This window comes from Pseudomonas sp. Sample_22, from assembly GCF_004307635.1.
Lineage (GTDB): Bacteria > Pseudomonadota > Gammaproteobacteria > Pseudomonadales > Pseudomonadaceae > Aquipseudomonas.
Window position 1 is genome coordinate 39279 of the sequence record NZ_RCNY01000033.1, and the last position, 21751, is coordinate 61029.

A 21751-nucleotide genomic window follows, 5' to 3' on the forward strand; every position below is an offset into this window, starting at 1 on the left:
GGCGTCTGGACGTTCGACCCGACTGGACGCCTACCGGCAAGAGGCTTACCTTGATGCCCTATTTCAATGCTGTCGTAAGGACCCAGCCATGAGCCGTATTTTTGCTGACAACGCCCATTCCATCGGCAATACGCCGCTGGTTCAAATCAACCGTATTGCCCCTCGCGGTGTGACCATCCTGGCCAAGATCGAAGGGCGAAACCCCGGTTACTCGGTCAAATGCCGGATTGGCGCCAACATGATCTGGGATGCCGAAGGCACCGGCAAACTCAAGCCGGGCATGACCATTGTCGAACCGACTTCCGGTAACACCGGTATTGGCCTGGCATTTGTCGCCGCCGCGCGGGGCTACAAACTGATGCTGACCATGCCGGCATCCATGAGCATCGAACGCCGCAAGGTGCTCAAGGCACTGGGGGCCGAACTGGTACTGACCGAGCCGGCCAAAGGCATGAAGGGTGCCATTGAAAAGGCCGGTGAAATCGTCGCGAGCGATCCGTCCTCGTACTTCATGCCGGCACAATTCGATAACCCGGCAAACCCGGCCATCCATGAAAAAACCACCGGTCCGGAAATCTGGAATGACACGGATGGCGCGGTGGATGTTCTGGTGGCAGGTGTAGGAACCGGTGGAACCATTACCGGTGTGTCGCGGTATATCAAGAATACCCAGGGCAAACCGATTCTCTCGGTGGCGGTCGAACCGGTCGTTTCGCCGGTGATCACTCAGTTGATGGCCGGTCAGGAAATCAAGCCGAGCCCGCACAAGATCCAGGGAATTGGTGCCGGTTTCGTGCCGAAGAACCTCGACTTGTCGATGGTTGATCGCGTCGAGCTGGTCAGCGACGAAGAGTCCAAGGCCATGGCCCTGCGTCTGATGCAGGAGGAAGGCATTCTGTGCGGTATCTCCTGCGGTGCGGCGATGGCGGTAGCGGTGAGGTTGGCCGAAACCCCGGAAATGCAGGGCAAAACCATCGTGGTGATCCTGCCGGACTCTGGGGAGCGCTACTTGTCGAGCATGTTGTTCAGCGATCTGTTTACCGACCAGGAGAACCAGCAGTAAACCGCTTTCGTTCGGGTGAGGATGGAGAAGGGGCATAGGCCTTCTCCATCGAGGCTGATGGTCGTCAGCCAGCGTTCAGGCCCTGCGTGTTAACAAGTGCTTTGTTGCGTAATCGTTAACACTGAATGTCGGGGCCGGCGGGTTTTTCCCTTGGTTGGTCATGTTTATCATGCCAGCAGCAACGTCGGGTAAATGGCGTTGTGTAACGTGTCTGTCACCAAGGAGCTGTTGATGACCTTTTCCTTTGCCGCGAAGGCGTCGTTGTTGCTGCTGTTTCTGGGCAGTACCCTCTATGTGCATTTACGTGGCAAGGCGCGTTTGCCGGTCCTGCGCCAGTTCGTCAACCACTCGGCCCTCTTTGCCCCTTATAACGCCCTGATGTATCTGTTTTCCAGCGTGCCTTCGAAACCTTATCTGGACCGCAGCCGGTTTCCCGAGCTGGATTGTCTTAAGGACAACTGGGAAGTCATTCGCGACGAAGCGATGGACCTGTTCGACGAGGGTTATATCCGCGCTGCGGAGAAAAACAACGACGCCGGATTTGGATCGTTCTTCAAGAAAGGCTGGAAGCGCTTCTATCTCAAGTGGTACGACAAACCATTACCTTCGGCAGAGCTGCTATGTCCGAAAACAGTGGAACTGGTCAGCAGCATTCCCAACGTCAAGGGCGCGATGTTTGCGCTTCTGCCAGGCGGCAGTCACCTCAACCCGCACCGTGATCCATTCGCCGGTTCCCTGCGTTATCACCTGGGCCTGTCAACCCCGAACTCCGATGACTGCCGCATCTTCGTCGACGGTCAGGAGTACGCCTGGCGCGACGGTGAGGACGTGATGTTCGACGAGACTTATGTGCATTGGGTGAAGAACGAGACCGACAAGACTCGCGTCATCCTGTTCTGCGATATCGAGCGACCGTTAAGCAACCGATTGATGACCCGCATCAACCGTTCGATCAGTGCTTTTCTGGGCCGCGCCACCGCACCGCAGAACCTCGATGACGAACGGGTAGGCGGTATCAATCAGGCGTATGCCTGGAGCAAGCGCTTCAGCGACACATTCAGCGGGGCAGTCAAACAGTGGAAACGCGGTAATCCCAAGGCCTACCGAGCCTTGCGCCCGGTGTTGGCGGTGGTGGTGCTGATGGTGTTGGGGTACTGGTTGTTCGGGTGATTGCCTGCATCACAAAAACTCGGATGTAGCATAGGCCCGGCACTAGGCGCCGGGCCTTTTTCATTTGCTCAACGCATGCTCGGCCCTTACCGAATTCATGAACGCCTGCATCGCCGATGACTGGATCCGATGGCGGCGGGTGATCAATCCGTAGGGTGGCAAGCGTGCTTCGAATTTGATCGGCAACACAGCCAGCAAGTCGCGGCCGGGATAATCCTCGACCACCGACAGCGGTGTGACGCCGAGCATGTCGGTTTGTTGAATCAACGACAGTAAGGTCATGATCGAGGTGGTTTCGACGATGCTGCTCGGGATGTCGACCCGGGCGTTGTGGAACACCTGATTGATGATCGCGCGCATCGGGCTCGGGTGCTGCTGCAAGACCCAGGTCATGTTCTGCAATTCGGCCCAGCTCAGTTGGGTTTCTTTCGCCAAGGGATGTTGCGCGCCGGCGATCACGCACAGGGCTTCTTCGCCAAGGCTGTCGAACAGCAGTTCTTCGGCCCGTGCACCGACCGGAATCCGCCCCAGTACCACGTCCAGTTGGTCCTGCAACAGCGCCTGCACCAGCACGTCGCTGGTGTCGACCTGAATGCTCATCGACAAGCGTGGATGGCTTTGTTTCAAGGTCGCGATGGTGCGTGTCAGCAAACCCGAAGCCAGTGCCGGGATCGCGCCGACTGCCACCCGGCCCAGATTGCCGGATTCAAGTGCGACCAGTTCTTCGCGCATGCCGCTGAGTTCGGCGAAGACCATGCGCGCGTAGTAAATGACGGTTTCGCCGAACGGGGTGGGGCGCATGCCGCGGGGCAGGCGTTCGAACAACTCGACACCGAGCAAGTCCTCGGCTTCGTGGAGCATTTTGGTGGCAGCGGGTTGGGTCATGCCGATGTGATCGGCGGCGCGGCGCAGCGAACCGAATTCCTGTAACGCCAGCATCAGGCGCAGTTGGCGCAGACGCAGTCGACTATGGATGACATTGGCAACAGGAATTCGGGTCATGGGCTGCGCTCGCAGAAAAGTCTGCGGCAAGCCTGACAACAAATGTCAGGCGTTGCCAGCTTTGCTGTGTCACAGCACCGATTTTGCCTTGGCGACGTGGGATTTGCGCAAGCCCAACAGCGTGCCCAGCGCCTTGGATATCAACGGCCAGAACAGCATCAGCAGCGCTGCAGTGGTCAGGCTGCCGACCAATGGGTTGGACCAGAAAATCCCCAGTTGCCCGTCAGAGAACAGCATCGACTGACGGAATGCATCTTCGGCCTTGTCTCCCAAAACCGCCGCCAGCACCAGCGGCGCAATCGGGTAGCCGAGTTTCTTGAACAGGTAACCCAGCGCACCGAAGCCCAGCATCAGCACGACGTCGAAGAACGAGTTGTGCACCGAGTACGCGCCGATGGCACAGACCATGATGATGATCGGCGCGATGATCGAAAACGGAATGCGCAGGATCGAGGCGAACAGCGGCACAGTGGCCAACACCACGATCAGGCTGACCACGTTGCCCAGGTACATGCTGGCGATCAGGCCCCAGACGAAGTCATGTTGTTCGACAAACAGCGTCGGCCCGGGGTGCAGGCCCCAGATCATCAAGCCGCCGAGCATTACCGCCGCCGTGGCCGAACCCGGAATCCCCAGGGTCAGCATCGGCAGCAGCGCGCTGGTGCCGGCGGCGTGGTCGGCGGTTTCCGGGGCGATCACGCCTTCGACTTCGCCTTTGCCGAAGTTCTCGCGGTTCTTCGAAAAGCGCCGTGCCAGGCTGTAGCTCATGAACGATGCCGCCGTCGGGCCGCCGGGGGTGATGCCCATCCAGCAACCGACCAGTGTGCTGCGCACAATGGTCCACCAGTAGCGTGGCAATTTCGCCCAGGTGCGCAAGATCACCATCGGCGTAATACGTGCGTGTTCACCGCGGAATACCAAACCTTCCTCTACGGTGCAGAGGATTTCGCCGATGCCGAACAGACCGATCACCGCCACTTCAAAACTGATCCCGGTCATCAGGATCGGCTGGTCGAACGTCAGGCGCAGGTTGCCCGAAACGGTGTCCATGCCAACGGCCGCCATGGCGAAACCGATCATCATCGCCACCACGGTTTTCAGTGGCGGGTTCTTGCTCATGCCAATGAAAGTGCAGAACGCCAGCAGGTACACCGCGAAGAACTCCGGTGAGCTGAAGGACATGGCGAACGCGGCGATTTTCGTCGACAGGAACGTCAGCAGCAACACGCCGCACAAGGCACCGATCAGGGCCGAACTGAACGCGGCGGTCAACGCTTCGGCAGCGCGGCCTTCACGGGCCATCGGGTAGCCGTCGAAGGTGGTCGCCACCGATGAGGGTTCACCGGGGATGTTGAACAGGATCGAGGTGATCGAGCCGCCGAACAGCGCGCCCCAATACATGCACGACAGCAGAATGATCGCCGACACGGGCGACATGGTGAAGGTCAATGGCAGCAACAGTGCCACGCCGTTGGGGGCGCCGAGACCGGGCAACACACCGACCAGGATGCCCAGCAAAACGCCGACCACCATCAGGCCAATGTGGCCCGGGGTCAGGATCAGGTTCATGCCTTGCAACAGGGAATCGAATTCGCTCATTTGAAGTTTCTCCCGGCCAGGGCAATCCAGTCGCCCATCGGACCGGCATCCAGCGGGACCTTGAACCACAGCGCGAAAATCAGATAGCTGGCAAGTACCGCGCCGAGGGACACGCTGGCGATCATCCATTTGCCGTACGGTTTTGCACGGACTTTGTCACGCCACATGAACCAGGCAATGAACGCCGCCGATGCCAGGTAGATACCGGTGAACGGCATGGCAGCCACGAACAGCGCAATCGGTACAAACACCGACATCACTTGCTTGAAGGCATCGCGATTGACGAAGGCCACGCTCAAGGCGTGCCAGCGCACCAGCGTCAACACACCATTGGCGACGCTGGCGGCGCTCAGCAGCAGGCCGATGTAGAACGGGAAATAACCCGGCTCGGGGCCGGCATCACCCCAACCGATGCCTTGTTCGACACTGCCGAACATCACCACGGCGCCGATCAGGGTGGTGAACAGCGTCAGGCCGAGTTCGACCCAACGGGTGCCGACCAGCGCCGGTGAATCCGAAGAATGGGACATCAAACACCTCCAGCAGGTGACGGCCGCCCTTGAGCGAGCGGCCCTGGCAACTTCAGTTTTTCAGCCAGCCGGCTTCCTTGAACACCGGAGTGACGCGGGCGGTGTCTTTTTCGATGTAGGCGGTCAAAGGTTCGCCTTCGAGGAACGTCGGCACCAGCGCGTTCTGTTTGACGTAAGCCTTGAACTCATCAGTCTGGGTGACTTTGCGCATCAGCTCGACATAGAACGCCCGTTGTTCAGCGCTGACATCGCCGGGCATGAACACGGTGCGTGGGAAGCGATACTGGTCGATACCCAGGCCTTGCTCATGACAGGTCGGTACGTCGGCCCAGGATTTGTCGCCGGCGACTTTTTCGGTATAGCCCATGCGCTCCTTACTGAAGACGCAGAGTGGTTCGACCTGATCGCCACGCCACTGGCTGATGCTTTCGCTGGGGTTGTTGACGTTGGCGGCGATGTGTTTGCCAGCCAGTTGGGTGGCGGCTTCACTGCCGCTCTTGAACGGGATGTACACCAGTTTGCTGTTGTTGGTCTGATTGAGCAGCAGGGTCAGGGTCTGGTCGACGTCCTTGGACTGGCTGCCACCCATGCGCAGTTTCGATGGATCAGCCTTGGCCGCTTCGTAGAAACCTTTCGCGTCTTTCCACGGCGCGCCTTTGTAGCTCCAGAGAATGAAGTCATCTTCGGCCACGGCGGCAATCGGGGTCAGTTCCTGCCATTGATAGCCGAGCTTGGACACCAGCGGCAGCAGGTAAATGTTGTTGGTACCGATCACCAGTTTCTCGGCATCGCCTTTGTTCATCTTCATGTCGAGGAACGCTTCGGCACCGTTGCCGCCGCCCTTGTTGAGAACGATGGTGTTGACGTCGAGCAGCTTGTGGGTGGTGATGATCGACTGGATCAGGCGACCGAGTTGGTCGGTGCCGCCACCGGGGCCACCGGCAACGACGATTTCGACGTTCTTGTCCGGTTGCCAGGCGGCCTGAGCAAGAGCAGGAAGCGCGCCAGCGGCGACCAGGGTGCAGCCAAGAAACAGACGGGAAGTGCGACGGACGAATGCATTTCGCATGATGGAAGAGCCTCGTTTTTGTATTTGTTATAAGTGACTTGTCTGCGCAGTGAAGCCGCAAGCCTGGTCCTGAGTGTGGGAAGGTGTTGTCGCCGCGTCTAGTCAAAACAATACATACACCGATAGCCTGGGGTTATAGCTTGTAAAACGAGGCTGAAGTTATTGCAGGGGTGAGCCTGCTCGCAATGGAATCGACACATGACATAACCCGAGGCTATCGCCTTATTTCAAGTTTTGATTAGACGGTTATCACCAGGCCTTTGATAGTACTCAGCAATGCCGCATGTGGGAGGCTGATGATGTCCCATACAAGAACAATAAAAGAGGTTCGCGCCATGGCTCGTCCCAGCGTGGCCTGAACCCTTGAGGAGTGAAGCATGAAAAAAACCACGATTGCCATGGTTCTCGGAGACCCAGCGGGCATTGGCCCGGAGTTGATTGCACGTTTGCTGGCCGAACCGGAAGTACGCAACAAGGCCAACGTGATCCTGATCGCCGACGAAGCGGAAATGCGTCGCGGCATGCGCATCGCCGCCGTGGAATTCCCCTATCGCCGGGTAGAGTCACTTGAGCAGCTATCGTTCGTTGATGAGACGCCACTTTTTTACGACTTTCGCGGCGACGCGATCGGCGAATTTCCGCGCAGCGAAGCCAGTGTGATTGGCGGTCGCTACAGCCTCGACACGCTGGAACAGGCCCTGCGCCTGACCGAAGCGGGGACTACCGATGCGATCCTGTTCGGCCCCCTGAACAAGACCTCGCTGCACATGGCCGGCATGGCGCACAACGACGAATTGCACTGGTTTGCCGAGTTGCTGGATTTCCACGGACCGTTTTGCGAATTCAACGTGCTCGACAATCTGTGGACTTCACGGGTGACGTCCCACGTCGCCCTGGCCGAGGTCTCGGGCCTGCTAAGCCAGGAGCGGGTGGTGGAAGCGATTCAATTGATCGATACCGCGCTCAAGCGCAACGGCCTGGAGAAACCGCGCATCGGCGTTTGCGGCCTGAACCCGCACAACGGCGACAACGGCTCGTTCGGCCGCGAAGAACTCGACATCATCGGCCCGGCGGTGCGCTCGGCGCAGGCACTGGGCATTGCAGCGGAAGGGCCGTATCCCGGGGACACGATTTTCTTGAAGGTACAGGGCGATGCCAGTGCCTTCGACGCGGTTGTCACCATGTACCACGACCAGGGCCAGATCGCGATCAAGTTGATGGGCTTCTCCCGTGGCGTGACGGTGCAGGGCGGCTTGCCAATCCCGATCACCACTCCGGCCCATGGCACTGCGTTTGATATTGCAGGGCAGGGCAAGGCCAATGTCGGCGCCACGCGCCAGGCGTTCGAGATTGCTTGCCGGATGGGCGCCAACAGCTACTGATCCACTTTTTCCAACAACCTGAACTCCCTGTGGGAGCGGGCTCGCCCGCGATAGCGGTCTGTCAGTTACAGCTCATGTGACTGACCAGACGCCATCGCGGGCAAGCCCGCTCCCACAGTTTTTTTGCGTGCCGGTTCGATAACCCTACCTCGCTACAAAATCCTTTATGTGATCACCCCTGGTTATCGCCGGATACGCATAAGTGATTATCCGCAGTCCCCGCACGCTGGCTAAAGTCGCCCCATCGAATGCCGGAGCCCTCCCAGAAAAGGCGCTGTGCACACGACTGACAATGACAAGAAGCCGACAGCCCAAGGAACTGTATTCATGAAAATCAAAGCGATCCGTACCCGCGTATTCGAGTGGAAAGGCAAAGTCGTTCCACCGCAAGCGCACTTCTGCACCAACGCCAGCGACATCCTGTTCGAGCGCGGCGACGCCATGGGCTCGTTCCGTTTCCACGGCTGGCTGGTGGTGGAAGTCGAGACCGACACCGGTCTTGTCGGCATCGGTAACTGCGCCCTGGCACCCCGTGTGGCCAAGGAAATCATCGACACCTACCTGGCCCCGATCGCCATCGGCGAAGACCCGTTCGACAACGAATACATCTGGCAGAAAATGTACCGTCAGAGCCACGCCTGGGGCCGCAAAGGCATCGGCATGGCGGCGATCTCGGCGATCGACATTGCGATTTGGGACATCATGGGCAAAGCCGTCAACAAACCGGTGTTCAAGTTGCTTGGCGGGCGCACCAAGGAAAAGATCTGGACCTACGCCTCCAAGCTCTACGCCAACGACAACCTCGACCTGTTCCTCGAAGAAGCCCAAGGCTATCTGAATCAGGGTTTCACCGCGCTGAAGATGCGCTTCGGCTACGGTCCGAAAGACGGCCCGGCGGGCATGCGTCGCAACGTCGAACAAGTGCGTGCCCTGCGCCAACTGGCCGGCCCTGACGTCGACATCATGCTTGAATGCTACATGGGCTGGACCCTGGAATACGCACGTCGCATGTTGCCGAAGCTGGCCGAATTCGAACCGCGCTGGCTGGAAGAGCCGGTGATCGCCGATGACATCGAAGGCTACATCGAACTGAAAAAAATGGGGATCATGCCAATCTCCGGCGGCGAGCACGAATTCACCTCCTACGGTTTCAAGGACTTGCTGGAACGCCGCGCCGTCGACGTGATCCAGTACGACACCAACCGCGTCGGCGGCATCACCGCTGCGCGCAAGATCAACGCCATGGCCGAAGCCTGGTCGGTGCCGGTGATCCCTCACGCCGGGCAGATGCACAACTATCACCTGACCATGTCTACCACCGCCTCGCCGATGGCCGAGTTCTTCCCGGTGTTCGACGTCGAAGTCGGCAACGAACTGTTCTACTACGTGTTCAAAGGCGAGCCGCAACCGGTCAACGGCTACATCCAGCTCGATGACCACAAGCCGGGCCTGGGCCTGGAAATCTCCGATGAATACCTGAGCGACTTCAACATCATCGAGTGACCTGCAGGCGCCGTCACTCAGCGGCGCCCACCCTGACTTTCTGGAGGGCCACCATGCGCCTGATTCAATTCGAAAACGCCGCCGGGGAACGCCAGGTCGGACTCGTCGACGGGGCACAAGTCCAAGTGCTTCAGGGCACCCGCAACACCCGTGAACTGGCACTTGCAGCGATCCGCGGCAAGCGCAGCCTGCAAGAGGAGGTCGCCTCGCGCGGTACAGCGCCGGGCCCGGATTACGCACAGCTGTTGCAACAAGGCAAAGTCCTGCCACCACTGGACCATGAAGACCCGGCGCATTGCCTGATCAGCGGCACCGGTCTGACGCATCTGGGCAGCGCCTCGGCGCGGGACAAAATGCACCAGCACGACGGTGCGGTCGAAGCCGGCATGACCGACACCATGCGCATCTTCAAGTGGGGCCTTGAGGGCGGCAAGCCCGCAGCGGGGCAGGTCGGTGCGCAACCGGAATGGTTCTACAAGGGCGACGGAAGTATTGTCGTGCGCCCCGGCGCGGACTTCCCGGTGCCGCCGTTCGCCGAAGATGCCGGCGAAGAGCCGGAGCTGACCGGCCTGTACGTGATTGGCGACGATGGCCTGCCGTATCGGGTCGGTTATGCATTGGGTAATGAGTTCTCCGACCACGTCATGGAACGGCGCAATTACCTGTACCTCGCCCACTCGAAGTTGCGCAGTTGCTCCTACGGTCCGGAATTGCGCGTTGGGGAGCTGCCCAAGCACCTGGTCGGCACCAGCCGCATCAAACGCAATGGCGAAACGATCTGGGAGAAGGAATTTCTCAGCGGCGAAGACAACATGTGCCACAGCCTGGCCAACCTCGAATTCCATCACTTCAAATACGCGCAGTTTTTGCGTCCCGGCGATGTTCATGTGCATTACTTCGGCACCGCTACCCTGTCATTCGCCGACGGTGTGAAGACCCAGCCCGGGGATCGTTTTCAGATCAGCCTCGATGAGTTCGGCGCGCCGCTGGTCAACGGTATCGGCGAAAGTGCCCAGCCGTTGGGCATCGGGCAGGTGCGCACACTCTGACAAGGATCGGGAAAATCCGACGAACCTGTGGGAACAGGCTTGCCAGCGATTGGCCCTCAAGCCCTGCACCGATTTTTCGGATGCCATCGCCGGCAAGCCGGCTCCCACAGGTCGCGTACCCGTTCCTGCAAATCTTCAGGAAGTTTCTTATGACCACGCTTCTCGGACACAACTACATCGGCGGCCGTCGCAGCGCCAACGGCACCTTGCAACTGCAAAGCCTCGATGCGACCACCGGCGAGCCCTTGCCCGGCCATTTCTTTCAAGCATCGGAAGCCGAAGTGGATGCCGCCGCCAAAGCCGCCGCGGCGGCGTACCCGATCTACCGCAACCTGAGCGCGGAAAAGCGCGCGAAGTTTCTCGATGCAATCGCCGATGAAATCGATGCATTGGGCGATGACTTCGTCGCCACCGTCTGCCGAGAAACCGCCTTGCCTGTCGGACGTATCCAGGGTGAGCGCGGGCGAACCAGCGGCCAGTTGCGCCTGTTTGCCAAGGTGCTGCGACGCGGTGATTTCTACGGCGCGCGCATCGACCGCGCGTTACCTGATCGCCAGCCTCTGCCACGCCCCGATCTGCGTCAGTACCGCATCGCCCTGGGACCGGTAGCGGTGTTCGGCGCAAGCAACTTTCCGCTGGCGTTTTCCACGGCTGGCGGTGACACCGCTTCGGCGCTGGCTGCCGGTTGCCCGGTGGTGTTCAAGGCTCACAGCGGGCACATGGCAACGGCCGAGTGGGTGGCGGACGCGATCATCCGTGCCGCCGAACGCACGGAAATGCCCGCGGGCGTGTTCAACATGATTTATGGCGGTGGCGTCGGCGAATGGCTGGTCAAGCATCCGGCGATCCAGGCGGTGGGCTTCACCGGTTCGCTCAAGGGTGGCAATGCCTTGAGCCATATGGCCGCCACCCGGCCGCAGCCGATCCCGGTGTTTGCCGAAATGTCGAGCATCAACCCGGTATTCCTGCTGCCCGAAGCATTGGCGGTGCGCGGCGAACAGATCGCCGCACAACTGGCCGCTTCGGTGACGCTCGGCTGTGGCCAGTTCTGTACCAATCCGGGATTGGTCATTGGCCTGCGTTCGCCGCAGTTCAGCCTGTTTCTGCAAACCTTCTGCGCGAGCATGAACCAGCAACCGCCACAAACCATGCTCAACGCTGGTGCCCTGGCCAGTTACGGTCGAGGTCTTGGCGAGTTGCACGAACATCCGGGCCTGACGCATGTGGCCGGTAAGCCGCAACAGGGCAATCAGGCGCAGCCGCAAGTGTTCAAGGCCGATGTCAGCCTGTTGCTCAAGGGCGATGAATTGTTGCAGGAGGAGGTGTTCGGGCCGACCACCATCGTCATCGAAGTTGAAGATCGCGCACAGTTGGCGGCAGCGTTGCACGGTCTGCGCGGGCAATTGACGGCGACGTTGATCGGCGAGCCTGACGAGTTGCTGGAGTACCGCTGGCTGGCTGAAATGCTGCAAGAGAAAGTCGGGCGGATCCTGCTCAACGGCTATCCGACCGGAGTCGAAGTGTGTGAGGCGATGGTGCATGGCGGGCCGTATCCGGCGACGTCCGACTCGCGGGGAACGTCGGTGGGCACGCTGGCCATCGACCGCTTCCTGCGACCGGTGTGCTTCCAGAATTATCCGGATGGGTTGTTGCCCGAGGCGTTGCAGAACGCCAATCCGCTGGGAATTCGGCGGCTGGTGGATGGGGAGGTGAGTGCTTCGGCCTTGTAGTGTCTGAACTGACGCCATCGCTGGCAAGCCAGCTCCCACAGTGATGGGTGTCGTGCACATGATTTGTGCTTGGCACTGAACCCTGTGGGAGCTGGCTTGCCGGCGATGGCGTCATCAGCTGCACTACAAATCTACTTGACCGCCACCACAGCGCCCTTCATCACTGTGGGCTTCAACACCATCCACAACGCCACCGCAATCAACAAGCCGCCATAGACATGCGCCATGGACAGCGGCTCATCCAGGAACAACGCTCCCCACAACACGCCGAACAGCGGGATCAGGAAGGTCGTGGTCATCGACTTTACCGGGCCAACCGAACTCAGGAGGCGGAAGTAAATGATGTACGCAAACGCCGTGCATCCCAGGCCCAATCCCAGCAATGATAGCCAGACACTCCAACCGCCCCAGCTGGCGGGTGGTTGGCTGATCACGCTGTAGCCAAATAGCGGCAGCAGGAACAACGTCGCCCCCAGCATGCTGCCCAGCGCCGACAAACGGCTGTCCAGACCGCCGGCCTGATCCAGCCAACGGCGGGCCAGAAACCCGGCAAATCCGTAGCAAGTGGTTGCGAGCAGGCAGGCGACGGCTCCCATCAGCAGTTCCATATCGAACGCCACCGGACCGGCACGGGTCAGCACGCCCACGCCGAACAACCCGAGGAATACGCCGCCGAGCTTGGCGCCAGTGAGCCTTTCATGAAAAAACAGGCCGCCGATCAGCACGCCCATCAACGGTGTGGTGGCATTGAAAATCGACGAATAGCCGGCCGGAAGCACCTGCGCGGCCACCGAATAGAGCGTCGCCGGAATGCCGGAGTTGATCACCCCGAGCAGCATCACGGTTTTGAGTTTGCCCTTGAAATCCCAACTGATGCGCATCAGCCCGAGAATCACCAGCAGTCCGGCAGCGGCGATCGAGACGCGGAAAAAAGCGGTAGGAAGGCTGCCAATCACCGGCGCAATGATGCGCATGAACAGGAAGCTCGCACCCCAAATGGCCGCAAGCGACAGTAATCGGAACAAATCGACAGGGTTCACAGCACATTCCTTCCTTGTTGGGGACGAGAGTGTTGCCGAGCGCCTGATCGATGGCAACCGGAAAACGAGCAGAGAACTCTCAAGCGCCTCAATCCCATGGCGCCCGGAAAATTACGCTTCTCCTGCACCCGCTTCACTGGCTAAGCTCAGGGCTCACGAATTCCCGCAGAGGTCTCACCATGCCGCAGCAATGGCCAGCCGCCGACATCGCCCGCTTGATCCTCGATGGCTTTGACGATTACCGCGAGCATTTTCGCCAGATCACCGACGGCGCCCGGGCGCGCTTCGAACAGGCCAAGTGGCAGGAGGCGCAGGCGGCGTCGGCCGCGCGGATCAACCTGTACGAAGAAAAGGTCAGTGAAACGGTGGGCCGCCTGCGCACTGCCTTTGACCCCGACACACTGGACGTCAGTTGCTGGCCACTGGTGAAAAGCGCTTACATCAGTCTGATCGACTTGCGCTTCGACGATGAACTGTCCGAAACCTGGTACAACTCGATTTTCTGCGGCCTGTTCAGCCATGACCTGATCAGCGATGGCTGCATGTTCATCCACACCACCCGGCCAAGCCTGCGCCGGGCTCGTGCTGCGCAAACCCGCACCTACAAGCCTCAGGGACAGTTGTCCGGGATGCTCGCGAGCATCTTTGCCGACTACCGTTTCAGCGAGGAATACGCCGACTTGCCCGGCGACCTGAAGCGTCTCGAAGCACAACTGCGCGAGAACCTCCCGGACTGGGTGTGCAAGGACCCGGACCTGAGCGTCGAACTGTTTTCCTCGGTGCTGTACCGCAACAAGGGCGCCTACCTGGTGGGGCGCATCTACACCGCCGATGAGCAATGGCCGCTGGCAATCCCGCTGCTGCACCTTGAGGGGCGCGGCATCCAGATCGATGCGCTGATCACCGACGAAGCGGACGTGTCGATCATCTTCTCGTTCACCCGTTCGTACTTCATGGTGGATGTGCCGGTTCCGGCGGAGTTCATCGGCTTCCTCAAGCGCATCCTGCCGGGCAAGCACATCGCCGAGCTGTACACCTCGATCGGTTTCTACAAGCACGGCAAGTCCGAGTTCTACCGGGCGTTGATCAATCACCTGGCCAACACCGACGACCAGTTCATCATGGCCCCCGGCGTGCGCGGCATGGTGATGAGCGTGTTTACCCTGCCGGGGTTCAACACCGTATTCAAAATCATCAAGGACCGGTTTTCGCCGTCGAAAAACGTCGACCGCGCCACGGTGATCGAAAAGTACCGCCTGGTGAAAAGCGTCGACCGCGTCGGGCGCATGGCCGATACCCAGGAGTTTGCCGACTTCCGCTTCCCGTTGAGCAAGTTCGATCCGGCGTGCCTGGAAGAGTTGCTCGAAGTCGCGCCATCGACGGTGTCGGTGGAAGGCGACACGGTGCTGATCCGCCACTGCTGGACCGAACGCCGCATGACCCCGCTGAACCTGTACCTGGAAAACGCCAACGAAGCGCAGGTACACGAGGCATTGGAAGATTACGGCCTGGCGATCAAGCAATTGGCGGCGGCGAACATTTTTCCCGGTGACATGCTGCTGAAAAACTTCGGCGTAACCCGTCACGGTCGCGTGGTGTTCTACGACTACGACGAAATCTGTTTCCTGACCGAAGCCAATTTCCGCCACATCCCGCAACCGCGGACCCCGGAAGACGAAATGGCGTCCGAACCGTGGTACTCGATCGGGCCGCTGGATGTTTTCCCCGAAGAATTTCCGCCGTTTCTGTTTGCCGATTCCGGGCAACGCAAGTTGTTCGATCGCTTGCATGGCGAGTTGTACAACGCCGATTACTGGAAAAGCCTGCAAGAGGCGATTCGGGCGGGGAAGGTGATCGACGTGTTTCCTTATCGGCGTAAAGGCCTGGACAGCGAGTAGATCAGGCCGGCTCGGACCACTGTGGCGAGGGAGCTTGCTCCCGCTGGGGTGCGAGGCACCCCTAAAACCAGGCGCCGCGTAGTGTCAGACTTACCGAGATCACCTGTTAGCGACTGCTGCGCAGCCGAACGGGAGCAAGCTCCCTCGCCACAAAGGCCCTCTCGCCACAGAAGTGGCCAAATCTGCGACAATCGCGCCCTGCGCCACTAGAAGAATGAATTGCATCCCCGATGACCGACGAATCGCCCTCCATCGACAAACTGCTGAAAAACCTCGATCACGCCATGCTCGCCGACCGTCACCGGCTGCGGCGGCAGTTGCTTGAGCTGCGCAAGAAACCCGACGAAGCCAAATTGGCCCAATGGGTGGCGCGCCTGCAGGCGTCCAGTGATCAGGTGCTGGCCCGCCGCGCCAGCCTGCCGGTGATTCGTTACGACGACAGCCTGCCGATCGCCGCCAAACGCGACGAAATCAAAGAGGCACTGCTCAAGCATCAGGTGCTGATCATCGCCGGCGAAACCGGTTCGGGCAAAACCACCCAGTTGCCGAAAATCTGCCTGGAAATCGGTCGCGGCCAACACGGGCTGATCGGCCACACCCAACCGCGGCGGATCGCTGCGCGCAGTGTCGCCAGTCGGGTCGCCGAAGAACTGGGCACACCGTTGGGCGCGCTGGTCGGCTATCAGGTGCGCTTCGAGGATCAAAGCGACTCCAATACCCTGATCAAGCTGATGACCGACGGCATCCTGCTGGCGGAAACCCAGAACGACCGCTACCTGGAACGCTACGACACGATCATCGTCGACGAAGCCCACGAACGCAGCCTCAACATCGACTTCCTGCTCGGCTATCTGAAGACCCTGCTGCCGCGCCGTCCAGACCTGAAAGTCATCATCACCTCGGCGACCATCGACCTTGAGCGTTTCTCCAAGCACTTCGACGATGCGCCGATTGTCGAAGTCTCCGGCCGAACGTTCCCGGTGGACACCTGGTATCGCCCGCTGACCCTGGAACAGGACGAAGAGGGCAACCGCGTCGAGGACGACTTGACCGTGGATCAGGCGATCCTCGCCACCCTCGACGAAATCGCCGCTTATGAGCGCAGTGAACGACGCAGTCCAGGTGACGTGCTGGTGTTCCTGCCGGGCGAGCGCGAAATTCGCGACGCCGCCGACATGCTGCGCAAGGCCCAGCTCAAGCACACCGAGATTTTGCCGTTGTACGCGCGGCTGTCGCCAGCCGAGCAACAACGGATTTTCCAGTCGCATCCAGGCCGTCGCGTGGTGCTGGCGACCAACGTCGCCGAAACCTCGCTGACTGTGCCGGGCATTCGTTACGTGATCGACAGCGGCACCGCGCGCATCAGCCGCTACAGTTATCGCGCCAAGGTCCAGCGTCTGCCCATCGAAGCGATCTCCCAGGCCAGCGCCAACCAGCGCAAGGGCCGTTGCGGACGGGTCGAGCCGGGCATCTGCGTACGGCTCTACAGCGAAGAAGATTTCCTCGGGCGTCCGGAATTTACCGATCCGGAAATTCTGCGTACCAACCTCGCGGCGGTGATTTTGCAGATGCTGCACCTGCGCCTCGGCGAGGTCACTGCGTTTCCGTTTATCGAGCCGCCGGATGGCAAGGCCATCAGCGACGGCTACAACCTGCTGCAAGAGCTCTCGGCGGTGGACCGCAACAGCCAACTGACCCCGCTCGGTCGTCAACTGGCGCGATTGCCGGTGGACCCGCGCATGGGGCGCATGTTGCTCGAAGCGGCCAAGCTCGGCAGCTTGCAGGAAGTGTTGATCGTCGCCAGCGCCATGTCGATCCAGGACCCGCGCGAGCGGCCGCCAGAGCGACAACAAGCGGCCGACCAGGCCCACGCACAATGGAAGGACGCCGACTCGGACTTCGCCGGGCTGGTCAATCTGTGGCGCGGTTTCGAAGAACAGCGCCAGGCGCTGACCGCCAGTCCGCTGCGTAACTGGTGCCGCAAGAATTTCCTGAATTACCTGCGCCTGCGCGAATGGCGAGATTCCCATCGCCAGTTGAGCCTGATCTGCCGCGACATGCAGCTGAGTCTCAACAAAGAGCCGGCGGACTATCCCAAACTGCACAAAGCAGTGCTGGTTGGCCTGTTAAGCCAGATCGGCCAGAAAACCGAGGACGGCGACTATCTTGGCGCCCGACAGCGGCGCTTCTGGATTCACCCGTCGTCGGGCATTGGCAAAAAACGCCCGCAATGGCTGATGGCGGCCGAACTGGTGGAAACCACCAAGCTTTACGCACGAATGGTGGCGAAGATCGATGCCGACTGGATCGAACCGCTGGCCGGGCATTTGATCAAGAAAAACCACTTCGAACCCCATTGGGAGAAGAAGCGCGGGCAAGTCGTGGCGTTCGAGCAGATCACCCTGTTCGGGCTGATTGTGGTCGGTCGCCGGCCGGTGCATTACGGCCCGGTCGACCCGGTGGTGTCGCGTGAGCTGTTTATCCGCGAAGCGCTGGTGCGCGGTGAAATCCAATCGAAAGCCAAGTGCCTGACCGCCAACAAGCAGCTGCTGGAGCAGCTCGACGAACTGGAAGCCAAGGCCCGTCGCCGCGACATTCTCGCCGATGAAGAAACCCTGTACGCCTTCTACGATGCGCGGCTGCCGGCGGAAATTCACCAGACCGCGACGTTCGACAGCTGGTATCGGATCAACAGCCAGAAAGACCCGCAGCTGCTGATCATGCGCGAAGAAGACGTGCTGGCCCGCGAAGCCAGTGAAGTCACCGCGCAGCATTACCCGGACACGCTGCACATCGGCGATCTGGAGTTGGCCCTGAGTTACCACTTCGAACCGAATCACCCGCGCGACGGCGTGACCCTGCGCGTACCGGCGCCGCTGTTGCCGATGCTGCCACCGGAACGCCTGGAATGGCTGGTGCCGGGGCTGATCGAAGCCAAGTGCATTGCCCTGGTGCGCAACCTGCCCAAGGCCTTGCGCAAGAATTTCGTGCCGGTGCCGGACTTCGTCAAGGCAGCCTTGCAGCGCATGACGTTTGCCGAGGGCTCATTGCCGCAGGCATTGGGGCGCGAGCTGCTGCGCATGACCGGCGCCCGCGTCAGTGATGAAGCCTGGAGCGAGGCGGCGCAGCAGGTCGAAAGCCATCTGCGGATGAACCTGGAAATCGTCGACGGCCAGGGCAAGTTCCTCGGCGAAGGTCGCGATCTGGCTGAACTGACGGCGCGTTTCGCCGAAGCGAGCCAGGCTGCGTTGGCGGTGCCGCAAACCGCGAAGAGCCAGCAGCCGGTGGAACCGAAAGTGTTTGCCGCGGTGGCCGAAAAAACCCAGCAGAAGATCGCCGGGCTGTCGATGACGGTCTACCCGGCGCTGGTGGAAGAGGCGGGCACGGTCAAGGAAGGGCGGTTCTCGACCCCGGCCGAAGCCGAGTTCCAGCATCGTCGCGCACTGCAGCGGTTGTTGCTGCAGCAATTGGCCGAACCGGCGAAGTTCCTGCGCGGCAAGTTGCCGGGCCTGACTGAACTGGGCCTGCTGTACCGCGACATGGGCCGCGTCGACGCACTGGTGGAAGACATTCTGCTGGCCAGCCTCGACAGCTGCATTCTCGAGGGCGAAGACCCGTTGCCCCGTGACGGCGCGGGGTTGGCGTCGCTGGCCGAGCGCAAGCGTGGCGCCTGGACCGAGCATGCCGAGCGGGTGGCGAAGCTGACGCTGGAAATCCTCAAACTCTGGCATGGCCTGCAAAAACGCTTCAAGGGCAAGATCGACCTGGCACAGGCCGTGGCCCTGAACGACATCAAGCAACAGTTGAGTCATCTGGTGTATCCGGGCTTTGTCCGCGAAACACCGATGCCATGGCTCAAAGAGTTGCCGCGCTATCTCAAGGCGATTGAGCAGCGCTTCGAAAAAATCGGCGCCCAGGTGCAACGGGACCGGGTATGGAGTGGCGAATTGTCCGGCCTGTGGACGCAATACCAGACCCGCGCCAACAAACACACCCAGGAAGGCAAGCGCGATCCGCAGCTCGAGCTGTATCGCTGGTGGCTCGAGGAATACCGGGTTTCGCTGTTCGCCCAGCAATTGGGGACCAAGGTGCCGATCTCCGACAAACGCCTGAACAAGCAGTGGGCGCAAGTCGAGCCGTAGGCCGGGGCGGATGCAATACCTTGTGGGAGCTGGCTTGCCAGCGAAGAAGGCGTGTCAGTCGCCAACGGTGTGCCCTGATACACCGTCATCGCGGGCAAGTCGAAACGTCGCACCGCCGCTCCCACAGGTTTATTCTGGCGGCTGTAACAGAGGGTTCATCCAGCAAAAAGGCGCCAAAATCCAAGGTTTATGGCAAACTTCGCGCCTATAAACGCCGGCCCCGCGGTTTTGAGCCTTCGCCGCTGCGGGCAGGCCTGAATAAAGCGATGCCAGGTTTGCGTCCCCGGGATGGGAATAGACCCTTTGTGTATTGGTACGAAGGTGCCAATGCTTTCTGCCTGAACAGATTAGAGACACGACCATGCATAACGTCGTCATCAGTGGCACCGGCCTGTACACCCCGGCCAACAGCATCTCCAACGAAGAGCTGGTGCAGTCTTTCAATACCTATGTGGCTCAATTCAATGCCGACAACGCCGACGCTATCGAACGCGGCGAAATCGAAGCCTTGACCGAATCCAGCGCAGCGTTCATCGAAAAGGCTTCCGGCATCAAGAGCCGCTTTGTCATGGACAAGGAAGGCATCCTCGACCCGCAACGCATGGCACCACGTCTGCCGGAACGCTCCAATGACGAATGGTCGGTGCTGTGCCAGATGGCCATCGGCGCTGCCGAACAAGCCTTGCAACGCGCCGGCAAGACCGCCGCGGACATCGACGGCGTGATCGTCGCCTGCTCCAACCTGCAACGCGCCTACCCGGCCATTGCCATTGAAGTTCAGGAAGCGCTGGGCATCCAGGGTTTCGGTTTCGACATGAACGTGGCGTGCTCCTCAGCGACCTTCGGCATCCAGACGGCCGCCAACAGCGTGCAACTGGGCCAGGCCCGGGCGATCCTGATGGTCAACCCGGAAGTCTGCACCGGCCACCTGAACTTTCGCGACCGCGACAGTCACTTCATCTTCGGCGATGCGGCCACCGCCGTGATCATCGAGCGCGCTGACCTGGCCACGTCCGAGTACCAGTTCGACATCGTCAGCACCAAGCTGCTGACCAAGTTCTCCAACAACATCCGCAACAACTTCGGCTTCCTCAACCGCGCAGCGGAAGAGGGTATCGGTGCCAAGGACAAACTGTTCGTCCAGGAAGGCCGCAAGGTATTCAAGGAAGTCTGCCCGATGGTGGCCGAGCTGATCGGTGAGCATCTGCAGGAAAACCAGCTCAACGTCAGCGATGTGAAGCGTTTCTGGCTACACCAGGCCAACCTCAGCATGAACCACCTGATCGTGAAGAAGCTGCTCGGACGCGATGCCACTGAACAGGAAGCGCCGGTGATTCTCGATACCTACGCCAACACCAGTTCTGCCGGTTCGGTGATTTCGTTCCACAAGAACCAGGACGACCTGCCGGCCGGCTCGCTGGCGGTACTCAGCTCGTTCGGCGCCGGTTACTCGATCGGTAGCGTGATTTTGCGCAAACGCTGAGTCAGCGGTCTGCCCGGATTACCTCTGGGGAGATCCAGAGTTGAGGGACAAACCATCAACTGAAATTCGGTTGGTCTTCGCGCTGCGCCTTTTTTTGCGGGGCGAAGACAACCCTAACGCGTTATTGACTCGCCGCCATGGCCGCGTTGTGCAAAAAATGGCTGGCTTGCCTGAGCGCGATCAACGATTTACCGATCATCGGGTCCCGCAGCGCCGCTGGTTCCGCTACAATGCGCGCCGATTTCGACTTGCCTGAGAGCCCACTCATGTCCGCCTGCCAGACTCCTATCATCGTCGCCCTGGATTTCCCTACCCGTGACGCCGCACTGAAGCTGGCCGATCAGTTGGACCCGAAACTGTGCCGGGTCAAAGTCGGTAAAGAACTCTTCACCAGCTGCGCCTCGGAAATCGTCGGCACCCTGCGTGACAAGGGTTTCGAAGTATTCCTGGACCTCAAGTTCCACGACATTCCCAACACCACGGCCATGGCTGTGAAAGCGGCAGCGGAAATGGGCGTGTGGATGGTCAACGTACATTGCTCCGGTGGCCTGCGCATGATGGCGGCCTGCCGTGAAGTGCTGGACAAGCGCAGCGGCCCGCAGCCTCTGCTGATCGGTGTGACCGTGTTGACCAGCATGGAGCGCGAGGACCTGGCGGGTATCGGTCTGGACATCGAACCGCAAGAGCAGGTGCTGCGCCTGGCCGCACTGGCGGAAAAAGCCGGGATGGACGGTCTGGTGTGTTCGGCCTTGGAAGCCCAGGCCCTGAAGTCGGCGCACCCGTCGCTGCAACTGGTGACCCCGGGGATTCGTCCGGCGGGCAGCGCCCAGGACGACCAGCGCCGCATCCTGACCCCGCGTCAGGCGCTGGATGCCGGCTCCGACTATCTGGTGATCGGCCGTCCGATCAGCCAGGCAGCCGATCCGGCCAAGGCGTTGGCAGCCGTGGTTGCTGAATTGGCCTAAACACCGCTAAAACCTGTAGGAGTGAGCCTGCTCGCGATAGCGGCGTGTCAGTCAACATTGATTTCGACTGACACACCCTCATCGCGGGCAAGCCCGCTCCCACAGGTTTTTTTTTGAGTCGGTTAC

At 60.4% G+C, this 21751-nt stretch carries 15 protein-coding genes; 10 read left to right on the forward strand and 5 right to left on the reverse strand.

What is annotated here, in order from left to right; translation table 11 throughout:
- Nucleotides 1–88: 88 nt before the first annotated feature.
- Complete coding sequence (cysK, locus tag D8U73_RS09395; protein WP_130904314.1) at nt 89–1063, forward strand: cysteine synthase A; 975 nt, start codon at nt 89–91, stop codon at nt 1061–1063.
- A gap of 231 nt (nt 1064–1294) precedes the next feature.
- The gene (locus tag D8U73_RS09400) at nt 1295–2233 is read left to right on the forward strand and encodes an aspartyl/asparaginyl beta-hydroxylase domain-containing protein (RefSeq protein ID WP_056855981.1); all 939 of its coding nucleotides are present in this window, start codon (nt 1295–1297) and stop codon (nt 2231–2233) included.
- Nucleotides 2234–2293: 60 nt separating this feature from the next.
- Here the strand turns inward: D8U73_RS09400 and D8U73_RS09405 are convergent, their stop codons facing one another.
- The 4 genes from D8U73_RS09405 to D8U73_RS09420 all read right to left on the reverse strand — a co-directional run bounded on the left by D8U73_RS09405 (nt 2294) and on the right by D8U73_RS09420 (nt 6433).
- Entirely contained in the window at nt 2294–3235 is a 942-nt protein-coding gene (locus tag D8U73_RS09405) for a LysR family transcriptional regulator (RefSeq protein WP_130904315.1), read from the reverse strand.
- Between the two features lie 69 nt (nt 3236–3304).
- The gene (locus tag D8U73_RS09410) at nt 3305–4834 is read right to left on the reverse strand and encodes a tripartite tricarboxylate transporter permease (RefSeq protein ID WP_056855978.1); all 1530 of its coding nucleotides are present in this window, start codon (nt 4832–4834) and stop codon (nt 3305–3307) included.
- Nucleotides 4831–5364, reverse strand: a complete 534-nt coding sequence (locus D8U73_RS09415) for a tripartite tricarboxylate transporter TctB family protein (RefSeq protein ID WP_056855977.1) — start codon at nt 5362–5364, stop codon at nt 4831–4833. Before D8U73_RS09415 ends, D8U73_RS09410 begins: the two co-directional genes overlap by 4 nt.
- Before the next feature lie 52 nt (nt 5365–5416).
- Nucleotides 5417–6433 carry a tripartite tricarboxylate transporter substrate binding protein gene (locus D8U73_RS09420; protein WP_056855976.1) on the reverse strand — a complete coding sequence of 339 codons (1017 nt, stop codon included), beginning with the start codon at nt 6431–6433 and terminating at the stop codon, nt 5417–5419.
- Between the two features lie 377 nt (nt 6434–6810).
- On the opposite strand from D8U73_RS09420, the gene D8U73_RS09425 reads away from it, so the two are divergent.
- The 4 genes from D8U73_RS09425 to D8U73_RS09440 all read left to right on the forward strand — a co-directional run bounded on the left by D8U73_RS09425 (nt 6811) and on the right by D8U73_RS09440 (nt 12097).
- Nucleotides 6811–7815 (forward strand): 4-hydroxythreonine-4-phosphate dehydrogenase PdxA, encoded by a 1005-nt coding sequence (locus D8U73_RS09425; RefSeq protein ID WP_056855975.1) that lies wholly within the window; start codon nt 6811–6813, stop codon nt 7813–7815.
- 327 nt (nt 7816–8142) lie between these two features.
- A complete protein-coding gene (locus D8U73_RS09430; RefSeq protein WP_130904316.1) occupies nt 8143–9318 on the forward strand; it encodes an L-rhamnonate dehydratase in 1176 nt (391 codons plus the stop codon).
- Between the two features lie 53 nt (nt 9319–9371).
- Nucleotides 9372–10367, forward strand: a complete 996-nt coding sequence (gene araD1 / locus D8U73_RS09435; RefSeq protein WP_056855973.1) for an AraD1 family protein — start codon at nt 9372–9374, stop codon at nt 10365–10367.
- Nucleotides 10368–10516: 149 nt separating this feature from the next.
- Complete coding sequence (locus D8U73_RS09440; protein ID WP_130904317.1) at nt 10517–12097, forward strand: aldehyde dehydrogenase (NADP(+)); 1581 nt, start codon at nt 10517–10519, stop codon at nt 12095–12097.
- 131 nt (nt 12098–12228) lie between these two features.
- On the opposite strand, the gene D8U73_RS09445 is transcribed toward D8U73_RS09440, so the two are convergent.
- Nucleotides 12229–13137 carry a DMT family transporter gene (locus D8U73_RS09445; protein WP_130904318.1) on the reverse strand — a complete coding sequence of 303 codons (909 nt, stop codon included), beginning with the start codon at nt 13135–13137 and terminating at the stop codon, nt 12229–12231.
- Nucleotides 13138–13316: 179 nt separating this feature from the next.
- On the opposite strand from D8U73_RS09445, the gene aceK reads away from it, so the two are divergent.
- The 4 genes from aceK (at nt 13317) to pyrF (ending at nt 21625) form a co-directional block, all read left to right on the forward strand.
- A complete protein-coding gene (aceK, locus tag D8U73_RS09450; RefSeq protein WP_056855970.1) occupies nt 13317–15035 on the forward strand; it encodes a bifunctional isocitrate dehydrogenase kinase/phosphatase in 1719 nt (572 codons plus the stop codon).
- A gap of 230 nt (nt 15036–15265) precedes the next feature.
- The gene (hrpA, locus tag D8U73_RS09455) at nt 15266–19177 is read left to right on the forward strand and encodes an ATP-dependent RNA helicase HrpA (protein ID WP_130904319.1); all 3912 of its coding nucleotides are present in this window, start codon (nt 15266–15268) and stop codon (nt 19175–19177) included.
- A gap of 361 nt (nt 19178–19538) precedes the next feature.
- Nucleotides 19539–20660 carry a beta-ketoacyl-ACP synthase III gene (locus tag D8U73_RS09460; protein ID WP_056855968.1) on the forward strand — a complete coding sequence of 374 codons (1122 nt, stop codon included), beginning with the start codon at nt 19539–19541 and terminating at the stop codon, nt 20658–20660.
- A 266-nt stretch (nt 20661–20926) separates the two neighbouring features.
- Nucleotides 20927–21625 (forward strand): orotidine-5'-phosphate decarboxylase, encoded by a 699-nt coding sequence (gene pyrF, locus D8U73_RS09465; protein ID WP_130931720.1) that lies wholly within the window; start codon nt 20927–20929, stop codon nt 21623–21625.
- Nucleotides 21626–21751: the final 126 nt, after the last annotated feature.